The sequence below is a fragment of the Acidovorax delafieldii 2AN genome, assembly GCF_000175235.1.
In the GTDB taxonomy this organism is placed as follows: Bacteria; Pseudomonadota; Gammaproteobacteria; order Burkholderiales; family Burkholderiaceae_C; genus Acidovorax; species Acidovorax delafieldii_B.
Map to the genome: position 1 here is coordinate 1 of NZ_ACQT01000082.1, position 15,500 is coordinate 15,500.

Consider the following 15,500-nt stretch of genomic DNA (forward strand, 5'->3'; position numbering starts at 1 on the left):
TATTTAGGCAGAAAAGGAACTTGCCATGTCCAAGCAAAAAATCCGCATCCGCCTGAAGGCTTTCGATTACAAGCTGATCGACCAGTCCGCTGCCGAGATCGTCGACACCGCCAAGCGCACCGGCGCCATCGTCAAGGGCCCCGTGCCCCTGCCCACGCGCATGAAGCGTTTCGACATCCTGCGCTCGCCGCACGTCAACAAGACGTCGCGCGATCAGCTTGAAATCCGCACACACCAGCGTCTGATGGACATCGTGGACCCTACGGACAAGACCGTGGACGCCCTGATGAAGCTCGACCTGCCCGCTGGCGTGGACGTCGAAATCAAGCTGCAGTGATGTAGTAACGGCTGCTGCGAGGTGGGCCCGCCCGGCTTGCAGTGACTGAAATAACGCGAACTTGCTTGAAAAAGCGGTTCGCGTTATACTTTAGGGCTTCGCTCGATTTTCGCCTTTCAAAGGGCGTGCGTCGGCGGAGTTTTATTAACCTTCTTTCATACACGCAAGTGAAAGCTTGCGGAAACGCTGCAGCCAATTGAAGTTGTGGCGGTGGAAGTTTTGGAGAAAACCAATGAGTCTGAGCAACTCCCTCGGGTTGCTGGGTCGCAAAGTGGGCATGATGCGTCTGTTCACCGATGATGGGGACGCAGTGCCTGTCACGGTGGTGGATGTGTCCAACAACCGCGTTACCCAGGTCAAAACCCAAGAGAACGATGGCTACGTGGCCCTGCAGGTCACGTTCGGTTCGCGCAAGGCATCTCGCGTGACCAAGCCAGAAGCCGGCCACCTTGCCAAGGCGGGTGTGGAAGCCGGTGAAATCATCCAGGAATTCCGCGTGACCGCTGAAACCGCCGGCAAGTACGCCGCTGGTGCGGCTGTGCCCGTGGCGGATGTGTTTGCCGTGGGCCAGAAGGTCGACGTGCAAGGTACCTCGATCGGTAAGGGCTACGCCGGTACCATCAAGCGCCACAACATGAGCTCGCAGCGCGCATCGCACGGTAACAGCCGTTCGCACAACGTGCCTGGCTCGATCGGTATGGCACAAGACCCCGGTCGCGTGTTCCCCGGCAAGCGCATGACGGGCCACCTCGGCGACGTCACCAAGACCACGCAAAACCTCGATGTCATCCGCATCGACGAAGCGCGTCAACTGCTCTTGATCAAGGGCGCGATTCCGGGCTCCAAGGGTGGGTTCGTGACCGTGCGTCCCGCTGTCAAGGCCAAAGCCTCCAAAGGAGCGAACTAATGCAGCTCGAACTCCTGAATGACCAGGGCCAGGCCGCTTCGAAGTTTGAAGCCCCTGAAACCGTGTTCGGTCGTGAATACAACGAAGATCTGGTGCACCAGATCGTGGTGGCCTACCAGGCCAACGCCCGCCAAGGCACGCGCGCCCAGAAGGACCGCGAGCAAGTCCGTCACTCGACCAAGAAGCCTTTCAAGCAAAAGGGTACGGGTAACGCACGTGCGGGTATGACCTCCTCGCCTCTGTGGCGCGGGGGCGGTCGCATCTTCCCGAATCTGCCTGAAGAAAACTTCACGCAGAAGATCAACAAGAAGATGTACCGCGCCGGCATGTCTGCGATCCTGTCGCAGCTCGCCCGTGAAGGCCGTCTGGCCGTGGTGGATTCGCTCAAGCTCGAATCGCCCAAGACCAAGGTCCTCGCTGACAAGTTCAAGGCGATGAACCTGCAATCGGTGATGGTGATTGCCGATGAAGTGGACGAAAACCTGTACCTGGCCTCGCGCAATCTGGTGAACGTGCTCGTCGTTGAGCCCCGTTACGCCGATCCCGTGTCGCTGGTGCGTTTCAAGAAAGTGCTCGTCACCAAGGGTGCAATCGACAAACTCAAGGAGATGTTCGCATGAGCACACTCAAGTTTGACGAAGATCGTCTGATGCAGGTTCTGGTCGCTCCCATCGTGTCTGAAAAGGCCACTATGGTTGCCGAAAAGTCCAATGCTGTGACGTTCAAGGTGCTGCAGAACGCTACCAAGCCAGAAATCAAGGCCGCTGTGGAATTGATGTTCAAGGTCGAGGTCAAGGGCGTCTCTGTGGTGAACACCAAAGGCAAGACCAAGCGTTTTGGCAAGACTGTGGGCCGCCGTGACAACGTGCGCAAGGCCTATGTCACGCTGCAACCAGGTCAAGAGCTGAACCTGTCCGGGGAGGCTGCGTAATCATGGCTGTCGTAAAACTGAAACCCACCTCGCCTGGCCAACGTGCCGTGGTGAAGGTCACGCGTGACCACCTGTACAAGGGTGAAGCTTACGCCCCCCTGCTGGAGCCCCAGTTCCAGAAGGCCGGCCGTAACAACAACGGTCACATCACGACGCGCCACAAGGGCGGCGGTCACAAGCACCACTACCGCGTGGTGGACTTCAAGCGCAACAAGGATGGCATTCCCGCCACCGTCGAGCGCGTGGAGTACGACCCCAACCGCACGGCCCACATCGCTTTGGTGTGCTATGCCGACGGCGAGCGTCGCTACATCATCGCTCCCCGTGGTCTGGAAGCCGGCGCAACACTGATGAGCGGTTCGGAAGCCCCGATCCGCGCAGGCAACACGCTGCCGATTCGCAACATTCCCGTGGGTTCGACCATCCACTGCATCGAGCTCAAGCCCGGTGCCGGTGCCCAGATCGCCCGCTCGGCAGGTGCTTCGGCAACGCTGCTGGCCCGCGAAGGCATCTACGCCCAGGTGCGCATGCGCTCGGGTGAAGTGCGCAAGATCCACATCGAATGCCGCGCCACCATTGGTGAAGTGGCCAACGAAGAACACAGCCTGCGCCAACTGGGCAAGGCCGGTGTGAAGCGCTGGATGGGTATTCGTCCAACGGTTCGCGGCGTGGCCATGAACCCTGTGGATCACCCTCACGGTGGTGGCGAAGGCCGCACCGGCGAAGGCCGCCATGCAGTCGATCCTTGGGGCAATCTGACCAAGGGTTATCGCACCCGTAACAACAAGCGCACACAGATCATGATCGTGTCGCGTCGCAAGAAGTAAGGGGTAACAGATGACTCGCTCTCTCAAAAAGGGTCCATTTGTTGACCATCACTTGCTGGCCAAGGTCGAAAAGGCCGTCGCCACCAAGGACAAGAAACCAGTCAAGACCTGGTCGCGTCGCTCCATGGTTCTGCCCGAGTTCATCGGTCTGACCATTGCCGTGCACAACGGCAAGCAGCACGTGCCTGTCTACGTTACCGACCAGATGGTGGGCCACAAGCTGGGCGAATTCGCCCTGACGCGCACCTTCAAGGGTCACCCCGCGGACAAAAAAGTCCAGAAGAAATAAGGAACGACCATGTCTGAAACACGTGCAGTCCTCCGGGGCGTCCGTCTGTCGGTCGACAAGGGCCGTCTGGTCGCTGACCTGATCCGCGGCAAGAAGGTGGACCAGGCTCTGAACATCCTGACGTTCACGCAGAAAAAAGCTGCTGGCATCGTCAAGAAGGTTCTGGAATCGGCAATCGCCAATGCAGAACACAACGATGGCGCTGACATCGACGAACTGAAGGTCAAGACCATCTACGTCGAACAAGGCACCACGCTCAAGCGCTTCACCGCGCGCGCCAAAGGCCGCGGCAATCGCATCAGCAAGCCCACGTGCCATGTGTACGTGACGGTTGGTAACTGAGGCCAAGGAAGACTATGGGACAGAAAATCCATCCTACCGGCTTCCGCCTTGCGGTCAGCCGCAACTGGGCCAGCCGCTGGTACGCAAGCAACCGTGACTTCGCCGGCATGCTGGCCGAAGACATCAAGGTGCGCGAATACCTGAAGGCCAAGCTGAAGAACGCCGCCGTCTCGCGCATCCTGATCGAGCGCCCCGCCAAGAACGCCCGCATCACCATTTACTCGGCACGTCCGGGCGTGGTGATCGGCAAGAAGGGCGAAGACATCGAGAACCTGAAGAAGGAACTCGCGTCGCGCCTGGGCGTGCCTGTCGCAGTGAACATCGAAGAAGTGCGCAAGCCTGAAATCGATGCCAAGCTGATCGCCGACAGCATCACCCAGCAGCTCGAAAAGCGGATCATGTTCCGCCGTGCCATGAAGCGCGCCATGCAAAACGCCATGCGTCTGGGTGCCCAAGGCATCAAGATCATGTCGTCCGGCCGTCTGAACGGTATCGAAATCGCCCGTACCGAGTGGTACCGCGAAGGCCGCGTGCCATTGCACACGCTGCGCGCCGACATCGACTACGGCACCTCCGAAGCCAAGACCACCTACGGTGTGATCGGCGTGAAGGTGTGGGTCTACAAGGGTGACACCCTGGGCCGCAACGATCTGCCCGCCGTGGAAACCCCACGTCCGGAAGAAGAGCGTCGCCCCCGTGGTCCGCGCCGCGATGGCCGCCCAGGTGGCGATCGTCCGGGTGCAGGCCGTGGTCCCCGCCGTCCCATGGGCGCCAACAGCGCTCCTGCCGATGGCAGCGACAAGCCCGCCGGTGCCGGTGGCGCTGATGCAACCGCCGTTAAGCGCGTTCGTAAAGTTGACGCGCCCGCTACAGCAGCGGACGGCAAAGGAGAATAAAGATGCTGCAACCTGCTCGCCGCAAATACCGCAAGGAGCAAAAGGGCCGTAACACTGGTGTCGCAACGCGGGGTGCCTCCGTTGCGTTCGGTGATTTCGGTCTGAAGTGCACCGATCGTGGCCGTCTGACGGCCCGCCAGATCGAAGCTGCACGCCGTGCGATTTCCCGTCACGTCAAGCGTGGCGGCCGTATCTGGATCCGCGTGTTCCCGGACAAGCCAATCTCTACCAAGCCTGCAGAAGTGCGTATGGGTAACGGTAAGGGCAACCCCGAGTACTACGTGGCCGAAATCCAGCCTGGCAAGATCGTTTTTGAAATCGTGGGTGTGCCTGAAGAACTGGCCCGTGAAGCGTTCCGCCTGGCTGCTGCCAAGCTGCCGCTGCGCACCACCTTCGTCAGCCGCCTGATTGGCTCGTAATTCAGGAGAACATGCAATGAAAGCTACTGAACTGCGCCAAAAAGACGTTGCCGGCATCGAAGCCGAAATCAAGGCCCTGCAAAAGGCCCATTTCGGTCTGCGCATGCAGAAGGCTACGCAACAGCTGGGTAACACCAACACGCTGCGTACCACCCGTCGCGACATCGCTCGTGCCAAGACCATTCTTGCTGAAAAGCAAGCCGCCAAGTAAGGAGCCCACATGACGGAACCTAAAAAATCCCTCAAGCGCACCTTGGTTGGCAAGGTGGTCAGCGACAAGCGTCAAAAGACCGTGACCGTTCTGGTCGAGCGCCGTGTGAAGCACGAGCTCTATGGCAAGATCGTTGCCAAGTCGAGCAAGTACCACGCCCATGACGAAAAGGGCGAGTACCACATCGGCGACGTGATCGAGATCACCGAGAGCCGTCCGCTGTCCAAGACCAAGAACTGGGTTGCGACCCGTCTGGTGCAAAAGGCCGGCTTGCTCTAAGCCCTAAAGGCTCCAGGCTGCAAGGCCCTTCAAAACGACCCACAATGTGGGTCGTTTTGCTTTGTGGGGTGCACTGTGTGCCCCGGCGGAATATCTCAGCCTCCTGGAGATGAAAACATGATCAAAGTCGGCGATACGCTGCCTGCCACCACCCTGATGGAATATTCGGAAGTCGAGGGAGAGGGCTGCAGCATCGGCCCCAACCCCGTGTCCGTGGACAAGGCCACGGCCGGCAAGACCATCGCGCTGTTCGCGCTGCCCGGGGCCTTCACGCCCACCTGCTCGGCCAAGCATGTGCCCGGCTATGTGGAGAAGGCGGCCGAGTTCAAGGCGGCGGGCGTGGATGAGATCTGGTGCGTGAGCGTGAACGACGCCTTCGTGATGGGCGCCTGGGCGCGCGACCAGAAGACCGAGGGCAAGGTCCGCATGCTGGCCGACGGCGATGCCGCCTTTGCCAAGGCCACGGGCCTGACCCTGGACCTCCATGGCAAGGGCATGGGCCTGCGCAGCAACCGCTACTCGATGCTCGTGCGCGACGGCAAGGTCGTCTCGCTCAATGTGGAAGCGCCCGGCCAGTTCGCCGTGAGCGACGCTGCCACCTTGTTGGCGCAGGCGCGTGGGTGATTTTGCTATTGTAAAGATAGCTGCTGGCGCTTGCAGGGTAGGCGCTAGCGCTGTATTTGGTTAAAAAATGTCGGCCTTGAGGTAATGGGCCCCGGCGATGGGGTTGTGGTAGTAGGGCGGAATTTCCTCGAAACCCAGGTCGGCATACAAAGCCCGTGCCGATTCCATCTCGTCCAGCGTATCGAGCAGCACGCAGGCGTAACCCTTTTGCCGCGCGGCGTCGAGTGCGGCCTCGGCCAGCTCGCGCCCCAGGCCAAAACCCCGGAAGGCCTTGCGCACATACAGGCGCTTCATTTCGGCAGCGTTGGGGTAATCGGCGGTGTCCAGCGGCCGCAAGGCACAGCAGCCAGCGATGGCGCCGTCCACTTCGGCCAGCAGCAGTTGGCCCCGCGGCGCCGCATATTCGCCGGGCAGATCGGCGAGTTCGGTTTCAAAATCCTGAAAGCACAGGTCAACGCCGAGGCTGTCGGCGTATTCACGAAAGATGGTGCGGACCGCATCCAATTCGTGGGGCAGGGACGGGGTCAGCAGGGTGACGGGAAGCTTATCCACAGCGCAAGCCGGCTAATGCAAAAGGCCAGTGTACCGGCACCGGCGGGCGGGCTTCTTGGATGGCCTTGCAACCGGCGCTGCTTCGCCAGGGCAGAACGCCCGACATGGCATGGAAAGCGCACAGGCTGAACGAAGCACCGGACTCCTTCTGCTGCCTTGAAAATGCCACCGACGCCAGCGCCATCCGGCCCGAACCGGCCGGCCCTAAGCCCCCAGTCCCGAAATCCACCAAACCACGGTAGCACACATCGCCAGCACGGCGGCGGCGCCAGCGCGGCTGGCGGCATCGTCGCGTGACGGCTGGGCGGGCGAGGGCAGGGTTTTGTCACCGCCCACCATGGGGCGCACCAGTGTCTGTTGGCGCCAGAACGCATAGAAAGCGATGGCCAGCAGATGCAGCCCCACCAAGCCCAGCACCAGGTATTGGCCGTAGTCGGTGTGGTAGCGGGTGGACAGTTCGACCACCGCCGAGGAAACCCAACGGGTAAGGGGCCCGCTGGCCGCGATTTCATCGTCGCTGAACAGGCCCGTGCCCACCTGCGTGATGAGCGCACCCAACAAGGCAAATACCGCCAGCGCCCCCAGAGGGCTATGCCCGACATCAGCGCCCTCACCGTTCTGGCCTTTGAGATAGCGCACGACGCGCGTGGGCGAGCAGGCAAAGGAAGAAAACCGCGACCATCGTCCGCCTGCGAAGCCCCAGACCAGCCGGAACAGCATCAGTGCCAGCACGCAGTAGCCCAGCCTGAAGTGCCAGGCCATGGCATCGCCGCCCACGTTGGCCGTGATGACCAGGCCGGGAATGCACACTGCCAGTGCCCAATGGAACAGGCGGGTGGGAAGATCCCAGATGCGGACAGTGTGGTTCATGGCTTGGGGGTGGGATGGGGTGGTGGACCGCATTGTGGGCGATGGCGCGCCTGGGCGTAAACCGCCGCGGCCCGCGAGAAAGCAGGCTGCCACGGCATACTTGGCGTCGCTTGCAGGTTTGTCTCAACGCTTCCAAGAAAGGAAACTCCCGATGAAGGCCTTTGCTGTATGGACCCTCGCCGCCGCCACTGCCACGCTCTGCGTGCCCGCCGCCGCCCAGTTCGCCAAGGCGGAAGACGCCATCAAATACCGCCAGAGCGCCTTGTTCGTGATGGGCCAGCATTTCGGCCGGCTGGGCGCGATGGCCAATGGCAAGGCGCCGTTCGACGCAAAACTGGCACAAGAGAATGCGGACGTGGTGGCCTCTATCGCCCGCCTGCCCTGGGCTGGCTTCGCGCCGGGCACCGACAAGGGCGCGCTAACCAAGGCCAAGCCCGCCGTCTGGGCCGAACAGGCCAGGTTCAAGGAGCATGCCGACAAGCTGGAGGCAGAAACAGTCAAGCTGGCTGCGGCTGCCAAGACGGGCAGCCTCGACAACCTCAAGGCGGCTTTCGGCCCTGCCGCGCAGACATGCAAGGCCTGCCATGACGACTACCGCTCAAAATAAGCTGCTTTGCGCTATCGTATGAATAGCTGAAAACGGCCGCTGCATAAGCGCAAAAGGCCTGTTTGAATGAAACAGGCCTTTGAAGGGCCGGGGCCGGGGCCGGGGCCGGTCAGGTCTCGGCAAGCAGCTTTTCGATGAGCTGGTGCAGCTCGGGAAAATCGGGCGCGCCCACGTAGCTTTTCACGATCTCGCCGCGCTTGTTCACGATGAAGGTCGAAGGCGTCAACCGCACATCGCCCCAAGCCTTGGCCACGGTCCCGGTATTGTCGAGCGCCACCTTGAAAGGCAGCTTGCGTGTCTCGGCAAAGTTCACCACGTAGCTGGGCGGGTCGTAGCTCATGGCTACGGCCAGGGTGTCAAAGCCCTTGGTGTGGTACTTGTTGTAGGTGGCGATGACCTCGGGCATCTCGGCCACGCAAGTGGTGCAGCTGGTGGCCCAGAAATTCACCAGGGTCACCTTGCCGCGCAGATCCGCCGTGGATTGCTTGGAGCCGTCGAGCAGCACGAAAGTGGACTCGGGGGCCATCGAACGTCCGGCGCCCAGATACACAAACGCCCCCACGCCCACGAAAGCCACCAACGCGGCGCCTGCCGCCCAATGCTTGATACCCATGACATCCTCATCCAAAAGCTGGGGCAACGCCCAGGCCGGTATTGTGCCGGACGCCCGGCACCCATGCCTGCCCCTCAGGGCCACCGGCAGTAGACCCTCGGCCACGCGAAAAGTTCGCACCAAACCGCCATTTGTGCCGCGATGGCGTACCGCTTCCGATAATGGGCCCATGAAATGGACCTTGCCCCTGGCCGCCAGCCTGCTGCTGGCCGCATGCAGCCCCGCACTCAACTGGCGCAGCGTGCCCCTGGACGGCGCGGCGCTGACCGCCACCTTGCCCTGCAAACCCGAGCATGCGGCGCGCACCGTGGAGATGGCGGGCATGCAGGTCGAGCTGGCCATGGTGGGGTGCGATGCCGACGGTGCCACCTTCGCCGTCTCGCACACCGCCCTTCCTGACCCGGCGCGGGCCGATGCCGCGCTAGCGCACTGGCGGGCCGCGATGCTGGCGCGTCTGGGCGCCGCCCAGGTGGCATCGGAAATGCCGTTCGCCCCGCGCGGCGCCTTGGCGCTGCCATCTGCGGTGCAGGTGTTGGCGCAGGGGCGCCGCCCGGATGGCACCGCCGTCACCGCACAGGCCGTGTGGTTCGCCCGCACCATGGGCGTGCAGGTGCACCTGTACCACGCGGTGGTCTACACCGCCAAACCGCGGCCCGACGTGGCCGACGCGCTGTTTGCCGGCCTGGAGCTGCAATGAGCGTTCTGCCGCGCCGCACCGCCATCGCCGTTTTTCTGGTCTTTGCGTTTACCTACTTTCTGTCGGCGTTGCTGCGCGCCATCACCGCCACCCTGGCGCCTGTGCTTGCGCAGGAGTTTGCACTCCAGGCCAGTGACCTGGGCCTGCTGGCGGGGGGCTATTTTTTGGGGTTCGCCGCCACGCAACTGCCGCTGGGAAGCTGGCTCGACCGCCATGGCCCCAGAAAGGTGCTGCTGGGCTTTCTGGGCGTGGCCGTGCTGGGTTGCATGGTTTTCTCGGTGGCCACCGGGTTCGCGGCGCTGCTGGCCGGGCGGGTATTGTGCGGCGCGGGCGTCAGTGCCTGCCTGATGGCGCCCCTCACCGGCTACCGGCGTTGGCTGGATCCGGTGGCGCAGATGCGGGCCAACTCGTGGATGTTGATGACGGGATCGCTGGGGATGGTGGCGTCGACGCTGCCGGTGCAGTGGCTGTTGCCGGTGGCGGGGTGGCGGCCCTTGTTCTGGGGGCTGGCCGCCCTGCTGGTGGTGGCAATGGGTGTGTTGGCGGCGGGTGTGCCGGCCTGGCATGCCCGCGCACAGGGCCCGCAGTTGGGGCCGGCAACTGCGCCGCAGGGCTATGCGGCGGTGTGGCGTCACCCCTATTTCCGGCGCGTGGCGCCGCTGGGTTTCTTTACCTATGGCGGCATGGTGGCGATGCAGACGCTGTGGGCGGGGCCGTGGATGCAGCGCGTGGCCGGCTACTCGCCACTGGAGTCCGCCACGGGCCTGTTCTGGATCAATGTGTCGATGCTCTGCGCCTTCTGGTCGTGGGGCCTGGTCAACCCCTGGTTCCAGCGTCGGGGCCTGGACGCCGATCGCCTCATGACTGCCGGCCTGCCCCTGAGCCTGCTGGTGCTGGCTGCCATTGTGGTGGCCGGGCCAGCGGCGGGCAGCGGGGCTTGGGCGCTGTACTGCGTATCGTGCACCTCGGTGGCGTTGACGCAGCCAGCCGTGGCCATGGCGTTGCCGCAGGCACTGGCGGGCCGGGCGCTCTCGGCCTTCAATCTGGCGATCTTTGCAGGCGTGTTCGTCGTGCAGTGGGGCATCGGGCTGGCCGTGGACGCCTTCGAGGCGCTCGACATGCCGGTGGTGGCGTCGTTCCGGGCCGCGATGGCCGTCTACCTCGCATGCAACGCCTTGGCTTACGGCTGGTTCGTGCGCCGGGCGGGGCGCCATAATGCCGTGCAAACCTTCGCACCATGAGCACCCGCATTCTCCTTATTGCCCACGCCCCCCTGGCCCATGCCCTGCGCGAGTGCGCCCTGCATGTGTTTGCTGACTGCGGCGCCGACGTGGCGGCCCTGGATGTGCCGCCCGACGCGTCGCCGGAAGACAGCCTGGCCCGGGCACGCATCCTGCTGGGTCAATTGGGCGATCACTCCACGCTGGTGCTGACGGACCTGTTCGGGGCCACGCCCTGCAACGTGGCCCAGCGCCTGGTGGAAGGCGTGGGCGCCCGCCTCGTCACGGGGGTGAACCTGCCCATGCTGCTGCGCGCCGTGAGCTACCGAGCCGAACCGCTGGAGGCCGTAGTGGCGCGGGCCGTGGTGGGGGGCACCCAGGGCGTGATGCAGGTGGCCATTTCCGCGCCGCAGAACCAGATTCGACGTAATTCCCATGATCAAGACCCGTACGACCATCAGCAATAAGCTCGGCCTGCACGCCCGCGCATCCGCCAAGCTGACCAAGCTTGCCGGCAGCTTCCCCTGCGATATCTACATGAGCCGGGGCGAGCGCCGCATCAACGCCAAGAGCATCATGGGCGTGATGATGCTGGCCGCCGGCATCGGCACCGAGGTCGAGCTCGAGGTCAGCGGAGAGCGCGAGCAGGAAGCCATGGACGCCCTGCTTGCCCTGATTGCCGACAAATTCGGCGAGGGCCAGTGACCATGGCGGCCGTGTCCGCCCCCGCTGGTGCGTGCCCCGCAGGGGCCGCGCATGCCGGCGCGGCCGCGGCACCGCTGCCCGAAAAGGATCTGCAATGACGTTTTCCGTCCACGGCCTCGCGGTGGCCCGGGGCATTGCCATTGGCCGGGCCGTGCTGGTGGCCTCGAGCCGCGTGGATGTGGCGCACTATTTCATCCAGGCCGAGCAGGTGGCGTCGGAAATCGAGCGCGTGCGCAAGGGCCGCAACGCGGTGGCCGAAGAGTTGCAGCGCCTGCAGGCCGACATGCCGCCCGATGCGCCGCCCGAGCTGGCCGCCTTGCTCGATGTGCACCTGATGCTGCTGCAGGACGAAATGCTCACCGGCGGCGTCAAGCACTGGATCTCGGAGCGGCTCTACAACGCCGAATGGGCCTTGACCACGCAGTTCGAGCTGATCGCGCGCCAGTTCGACGAGATGGAAGACGAATACCTGCGCGAGCGCAAAGCCGATCTGGAGCAGGTGGTCGAGCGCATCCTGCGCTACATGAAAGGGGTGTCGAGCCCCGTGGCGCCGCCCGCCAGCAGCCCGCGCCGCAAGACCCAGCAGGACCTGCTGCTCGACGATACGGTCGATGTGCCGCTGGTGCTGGTGGCGCATGACCTGTCGCCGGCCGACATGTTGCAGTTCAAGCAGAGCGTGTTCGCCGGTTTCGTGACGGACGTGGGCGGCAAGACCTCGCATACCGCCATCGTGGCGCGCAGCATGGACATCCCGGCCGTGGTGGGCGCGCGCGCGGCCAGCCAGCTGGTCCGCCAGGACGACTGGGTCATCATCGACGGCGATGCCGGTGTGATGATCGTCGACCCTTCGCCCATCATCCTGGCCGAATATGGCTTCCGCCAACGCCAGACCGAGCTGGAGCGCGAGCGCCTCTCGCGCCTGCGCCACACGCCCGCCGTCACCCTGGACGGCCACAAGATCGAGTTGCTGGCCAACATCGAGCAGCCCGGCGACGCCGCCGCCGCCGTGCGCGCCGGCGCCGTGGGGGTGGGCCTTTTCCGCAGCGAATTTCTTTTCATGGGCAAAAGCGGCAGCCTGCCCGGCGAGGACGAGCAATACCGCGCGTATTGCGAAGCCATCGACGGCATGCAGGGCCTGCCGGTCACCATCCGCACCATCGACGTAGGAGCCGACAAGCCGCTCGACAAGGGGTTCAAGGACACGCACCTCAACCCCGCACTGGGCCTGCGCGCCATCCGCTGGAGCCTGGCCGACCCGTCGATGTTCCGCAACCAGCTGCGTGCCGTGCTGCGCGCTGCGGCCTACGGCAAGGTGCGGCTGCTCTTTCCGATGCTGGCGCACTTGCACGAGATCCAGCAGACCCTGGCGCAAGTCGATCTGGCGCGTGCCGAACTTGACGCACGGGGCGTGCCGTACGGCCCCGTGCAGCTGGGCGCCATGATCGAAGTGCCGGCCGCGGCGCTGATGGTGCGCAACTTCCTGCGCTATTTCGACTTTCTGTCGATCGGCACCAACGATCTCATCCAGTACACGCTGGCCATTGACCGCGCCGACGAGGCCGTGGCGCATCTTTATGACCCGTTCCATCCGGCCGTGCTCCGCCTGGTGGCCGACGTGATCGCCGAGGGCCAGGCCCAGGGCAAGAGCGTGTGCGTGTGCGGTGAAACCGCCGGCGACGTGACGATGACGCGCCTGTTGCTCGGGCTGGGGCTGCGCAGCTTTTCGATGCATCCGGCGCAGATCCTGGCGGTGAAGCAGGAGATCCTGCGGGCCGATACACGCAAGCTGGCGCCCTGGGCACTGCAGGTGCTCGCAGGCGAAGTGCCGGCCGTGCTGCCGGGCCCTGATCTGCCTTTCGGGAAGTCGGCTCGTACCCGCGCCGTGGCGGCGGCGCGCGGGGCCTCAACCGGCGGTGGGTCCGGGCCCAGCAGGCTGTGCCGGGCGCTCCAGCACCAACACGCTCCAGTGCACGTCGGCGCGGCCCTGCGTGTCTTCGCGTCGGCCGCTGTAAAGCAGGCCCAGTCCGTACCGGGCGCCCTGTTCGGCGGTGTCCCGGGCGGACACCTCGAACATGCGACGGCCTTCCGGGACGGGACCATGGCGCAGCGACATCACCACACGCCCACCCGGCGCGACCAGTGCCGCCACGCTGCGCATCGCGTGCTCGCGCTCGGCGGCGTCGAGGTGCATCCACACCGCCGTCAAAAGTACCAGATCGAAGCGGCGGTGGCCGCCGTGCAGCACCGCAAGTTCTGGCAGGTGGTCTTCCACCCATTCGATGGGCAGCCCGGCGTGAATCCGCCGCCCTTCCAGCCGCAGTGCGGTGGGTTCCACGGCCACCACGTGGTGCCCGGCACGGGCCAGCGCCGCTGCATCCCGCCCCGAGCCCGCGCCGATATCGACCACTCTGCTGGGCGGCTGCGGAAACAGATGGAGCACGTCGCGGTGCACGTCGACAAATGCAATGCTTTCATACTGCGCCGCCAAGGCGGTGGCCTCGGTGCCATAACCCGCGGTGCCGGGAATGGACGGGGAGGATGCGTGAAGCGTCATGGTGCAGGGCTGCGAGCAAGCGCAGCACGGGTTTGGGCGAAAAGGGCCGGCATGGCGGCGGATTTTGCCGCGCGCCCGGCCGTGCAGGAATGCGGAATGTGCCGCCCGGCACCGCCGCGGTCAAGCCGGGCGGCCCTGCGTTTCCTGGGCGGCAGCTGCGGCATGGCGGAGGTGGCCAATGCAGCCGACCTGCCGCCGTTGACGGGTGCCCGCCGTCAGCCCGTTGGCTCGCGCGATATGGCCGAGATTCGGCCGAGATATGGCCCAGGGCAACGTGAGGGCCTCGAGGTGCCGGTCATGCTGCCGTCGCAAAGCTGGAGATGGGTGTGTGGCGCCATGGCAGGGCCGCTCATGCGCTGCTTGCATCGGCGCGCTGCCGCATTGCATGCGGTTGCTGCCACGGCACGCTCGCTGTCGGAAGGAATTCACGCTACTGAATGTGTAGCTGATAGCGCATATCCAGTAAGCGCAACAGGCCCATTTCCTTCAAAAACTGGTGCGGAAAACGTACCGTGGTACCATGCCGCAGCGCAGCCACATGCAGCAGGGGCCGTGCAAGCCCCGCCGCTGGCCAGTGCCCCGATCGTGCGCGCTTTCAGCGTGCGCGCATGCCCATCACGGCAGCGCTGATGATCATCACGGTGGCCAGCGCAATGCTGGCGCTGAACGGGCGGCCGCTCACCACGATCAGCAATGCGGTGGAAGCCAGCGGTGTGATGTAGCTCAGGATGCCGATGTGCCGCGCATCGCCGAGCTTGAGCGCCTTGTCCCACAGAAAGAACGATGCCCCCAGCGGCCCGAGCCCCAGGACGGCCAGCAGGGCCCAGTCGCGCGGCTGCAGCGCCACCGAGGGCTCGAGTGCGGCGTGGCACAGCAGCGACAGCACTCCCGACACCAGCCCGAACAGGCCGATGGCCGTGGTCGGGAAGGCCGCCACCCGCTTGGTCATGAGCGAATAGGTGGCCCAGATGAAGGCAGCCGCCAGCGCGGGCACATAGCCCCAGGCCAGCGTGCCGCTCAGCTCGCGCCCACCGGCGATGGCAATGGCCGCGCCGGCGAAGCCGAGCAGTGCCGCCAGAACGTGCGGCAGGCGCAGCGCCACGCCGGGCAGCACCACGGGGGACAACACCACGATGAACAGCGGCCACAGGTAGTTCACCAGGTTGGCCTCCACCGGCGGCGCATGCCGCAACGCGATGAACAGCAGAAAGTGGTAGGCGAACAGCCCGTACACGCCCAGCGCCAGCGTGCGCAGCGGAATGCGCCATTGCGACGGGTCGCGCAGCACAAAAGGCCATGCAGGCACGCTGCCGATGATGAGCGCGATACCGGTGAGCAGAAAGGGTGGAACATGCGTGAGCGACACGCCCAGCGAAGCGAGCGAGGCCCAGAGAGCAATGGCGCCCAGTGCGTAGAGATTGGCGGACATGCTCCGACTGTATGCGGACGTGGTGCCGCGCATCGTCGCGCAACGACGGACCTTCGTCGCGCTGCAGCGGCGTGTGGACTGCAGACGTTGGAGGGGGCAGGCGCCGCTCAGCCTGTGTGGATTGGGGCGGCGCGGACGCCCTGGCGCCGCAACGCGGCCGTCAGGGCCGATGGCGAGCGGTACCCCGTGCG

22 protein-coding genes and 1 pseudogene are annotated in these 15,500 nt (G+C 64.5%); 18 read left to right on the forward strand and 5 right to left on the reverse strand.

The features are described from left to right. Positions 1-25: 25 nt before the first annotated feature. From rpsJ to ACDELDRAFT_RS11875, 12 genes are all read left to right on the forward strand, one after another. Positions 26-337, forward strand: a complete 312-nt coding sequence (rpsJ, locus tag ACDELDRAFT_RS11820) for a 30S ribosomal protein S10 (protein WP_005796953.1) — start codon at positions 26-28, stop codon at positions 335-337. Between the two features lie 232 nt (positions 338-569). Beyond that, the gene (gene rplC, locus ACDELDRAFT_RS11825; RefSeq protein ID WP_005796955.1) at positions 570-1,244 is read left to right on the forward strand and encodes a 50S ribosomal protein L3; all 675 of its coding nucleotides are present in this window, start codon (positions 570-572) and stop codon (positions 1,242-1,244) included. Further along, a complete protein-coding gene (gene rplD, locus ACDELDRAFT_RS11830; protein ID WP_005796957.1) occupies positions 1,244-1,864 on the forward strand; it encodes a 50S ribosomal protein L4 in 621 nt (206 codons plus the stop codon). Before rplC ends, rplD begins: the two co-directional genes overlap by 1 nt. Further along, the gene (rplW, locus tag ACDELDRAFT_RS11835) at positions 1,861-2,175 is read left to right on the forward strand and encodes a 50S ribosomal protein L23 (protein WP_005796959.1); all 315 of its coding nucleotides are present in this window, start codon (positions 1,861-1,863) and stop codon (positions 2,173-2,175) included. The genes rplD and rplW overlap by 4 nt, the downstream gene beginning before the upstream one ends. Positions 2,176-2,177: 2 nt before the next feature. Beyond that, positions 2,178-3,002 carry a 50S ribosomal protein L2 gene (gene rplB, locus ACDELDRAFT_RS11840; RefSeq protein ID WP_005796961.1) on the forward strand — a complete coding sequence of 275 codons (825 nt, stop codon included), beginning with the start codon at positions 2,178-2,180 and terminating at the stop codon, positions 3,000-3,002. 10 nt (positions 3,003-3,012) lie between these two features. After that, on the forward strand, positions 3,013-3,291 hold the full coding sequence (gene rpsS, locus ACDELDRAFT_RS11845; protein WP_005796963.1) for a 30S ribosomal protein S19: 279 nt from the start codon (positions 3,013-3,015) through the stop codon (positions 3,289-3,291). 9 nt (positions 3,292-3,300) lie between these two features. Next, positions 3,301-3,633, forward strand: a complete 333-nt coding sequence (rplV, locus tag ACDELDRAFT_RS11850; protein WP_005796970.1) for a 50S ribosomal protein L22 — start codon at positions 3,301-3,303, stop codon at positions 3,631-3,633. 14 nt (positions 3,634-3,647) lie between these two features. Next, positions 3,648-4,529, forward strand: a complete 882-nt coding sequence (gene rpsC / locus ACDELDRAFT_RS11855) for a 30S ribosomal protein S3 (protein ID WP_005796972.1) — start codon at positions 3,648-3,650, stop codon at positions 4,527-4,529. Between the two features lie 2 nt (positions 4,530-4,531). Next, complete coding sequence (rplP, locus tag ACDELDRAFT_RS11860) at positions 4,532-4,948, forward strand: 50S ribosomal protein L16 (protein ID WP_005796975.1); 417 nt, start codon at positions 4,532-4,534, stop codon at positions 4,946-4,948. 16 nt (positions 4,949-4,964) lie between these two features. Continuing rightward, positions 4,965-5,159: a 50S ribosomal protein L29 gene (gene rpmC / locus ACDELDRAFT_RS11865; protein ID WP_005796977.1), complete on the forward strand. Its 195-nt coding sequence runs from the start codon at positions 4,965-4,967 to the stop codon at positions 5,157-5,159. 9 nt (positions 5,160-5,168) lie between these two features. Further along, entirely contained in the window at positions 5,169-5,438 is a 270-nt protein-coding gene (gene rpsQ / locus ACDELDRAFT_RS11870; protein WP_005796978.1) for a 30S ribosomal protein S17, read from the forward strand. Positions 5,439-5,555: 117 nt separating this feature from the next. Then, on the forward strand, positions 5,556-6,062 hold the full coding sequence (locus tag ACDELDRAFT_RS11875; RefSeq protein WP_005796979.1) for a peroxiredoxin: 507 nt from the start codon (positions 5,556-5,558) through the stop codon (positions 6,060-6,062). Positions 6,063-6,122: 60 nt separating this feature from the next. Here the strand turns inward: ACDELDRAFT_RS11875 and ACDELDRAFT_RS11880 are convergent, their stop codons facing one another. Both ACDELDRAFT_RS11880 and ACDELDRAFT_RS11885 read right to left on the reverse strand, forming a co-directional pair. Further along, the gene (locus ACDELDRAFT_RS11880) at positions 6,123-6,614 is read right to left on the reverse strand and encodes a GNAT family N-acetyltransferase (RefSeq protein WP_005796980.1); all 492 of its coding nucleotides are present in this window, start codon (positions 6,612-6,614) and stop codon (positions 6,123-6,125) included. A 204-nt stretch (positions 6,615-6,818) separates the two neighbouring features. After that, positions 6,819-7,484: a cytochrome b/b6 domain-containing protein gene (locus ACDELDRAFT_RS11885; protein WP_005796981.1), complete on the reverse strand. Its 666-nt coding sequence runs from the start codon at positions 7,482-7,484 to the stop codon at positions 6,819-6,821. Positions 7,485-7,635: 151 nt separating this feature from the next. Here ACDELDRAFT_RS11885 and ACDELDRAFT_RS11890 point away from each other — a divergent pair, with 151 nt between their 5' ends. After that, positions 7,636-8,091 (forward strand): c-type cytochrome, encoded by a 456-nt coding sequence (locus ACDELDRAFT_RS11890; protein WP_005796982.1) that lies wholly within the window; start codon positions 7,636-7,638, stop codon positions 8,089-8,091. Between the two features lie 109 nt (positions 8,092-8,200). On the opposite strand, the gene ACDELDRAFT_RS11895 is transcribed toward ACDELDRAFT_RS11890, so the two are convergent. Continuing rightward, a complete protein-coding gene (locus ACDELDRAFT_RS11895) occupies positions 8,201-8,704 on the reverse strand; it encodes a peroxiredoxin family protein (protein ID WP_005796984.1) in 504 nt (167 codons plus the stop codon). Between the two features lie 169 nt (positions 8,705-8,873). Between ACDELDRAFT_RS11895 and ACDELDRAFT_RS11900 the strand changes: the two genes are divergently transcribed. From ACDELDRAFT_RS11900 to ptsP, 5 genes and pseudogenes are all read left to right on the forward strand, one after another. After that, positions 8,874-9,401, forward strand: coding sequence for a hypothetical protein (locus ACDELDRAFT_RS11900; protein WP_005796985.1), 528 nt, complete (start codon positions 8,874-8,876; stop codon positions 9,399-9,401). Continuing rightward, on the forward strand, positions 9,398-10,642 hold the full coding sequence (locus ACDELDRAFT_RS11905) for an MFS transporter (protein WP_005796986.1): 1,245 nt from the start codon (positions 9,398-9,400) through the stop codon (positions 10,640-10,642). Before ACDELDRAFT_RS11900 ends, ACDELDRAFT_RS11905 begins: the two co-directional genes overlap by 4 nt. Continuing rightward, positions 10,639-11,088 carry a PTS sugar transporter subunit IIA gene (locus ACDELDRAFT_RS11910; protein WP_005796987.1) on the forward strand — a complete coding sequence of 150 codons (450 nt, stop codon included), beginning with the start codon at positions 10,639-10,641 and terminating at the stop codon, positions 11,086-11,088. Before ACDELDRAFT_RS11905 ends, ACDELDRAFT_RS11910 begins: the two co-directional genes overlap by 4 nt. After that, the gene (locus ACDELDRAFT_RS11915) at positions 11,057-11,326 is read left to right on the forward strand and encodes an HPr family phosphocarrier protein (protein WP_005796988.1); all 270 of its coding nucleotides are present in this window, start codon (positions 11,057-11,059) and stop codon (positions 11,324-11,326) included. The genes ACDELDRAFT_RS11910 and ACDELDRAFT_RS11915 overlap by 32 nt, the downstream gene beginning before the upstream one ends. Positions 11,327-11,420: 94 nt before the next feature. After that, positions 11,421-13,163 (forward strand): annotated as a pseudogene (gene ptsP, locus ACDELDRAFT_RS11920) (phosphoenolpyruvate--protein phosphotransferase); the annotation flags it as partial. Between the two features lie 66 nt (positions 13,164-13,229). Here ptsP and ACDELDRAFT_RS24100 read toward each other — a convergent pair. Both ACDELDRAFT_RS24100 and ACDELDRAFT_RS11925 read right to left on the reverse strand, forming a co-directional pair. Continuing rightward, positions 13,230-13,880 (reverse strand): class I SAM-dependent methyltransferase, encoded by a 651-nt coding sequence (locus ACDELDRAFT_RS24100; RefSeq protein WP_085943608.1) that lies wholly within the window; start codon positions 13,878-13,880, stop codon positions 13,230-13,232. Between the two features lie 595 nt (positions 13,881-14,475). Further along, positions 14,476-15,309: a DMT family transporter gene (locus ACDELDRAFT_RS11925; RefSeq protein ID WP_005796994.1), complete on the reverse strand. Its 834-nt coding sequence runs from the start codon at positions 15,307-15,309 to the stop codon at positions 14,476-14,478. Positions 15,310-15,500 lie beyond the last annotated feature (191 nt).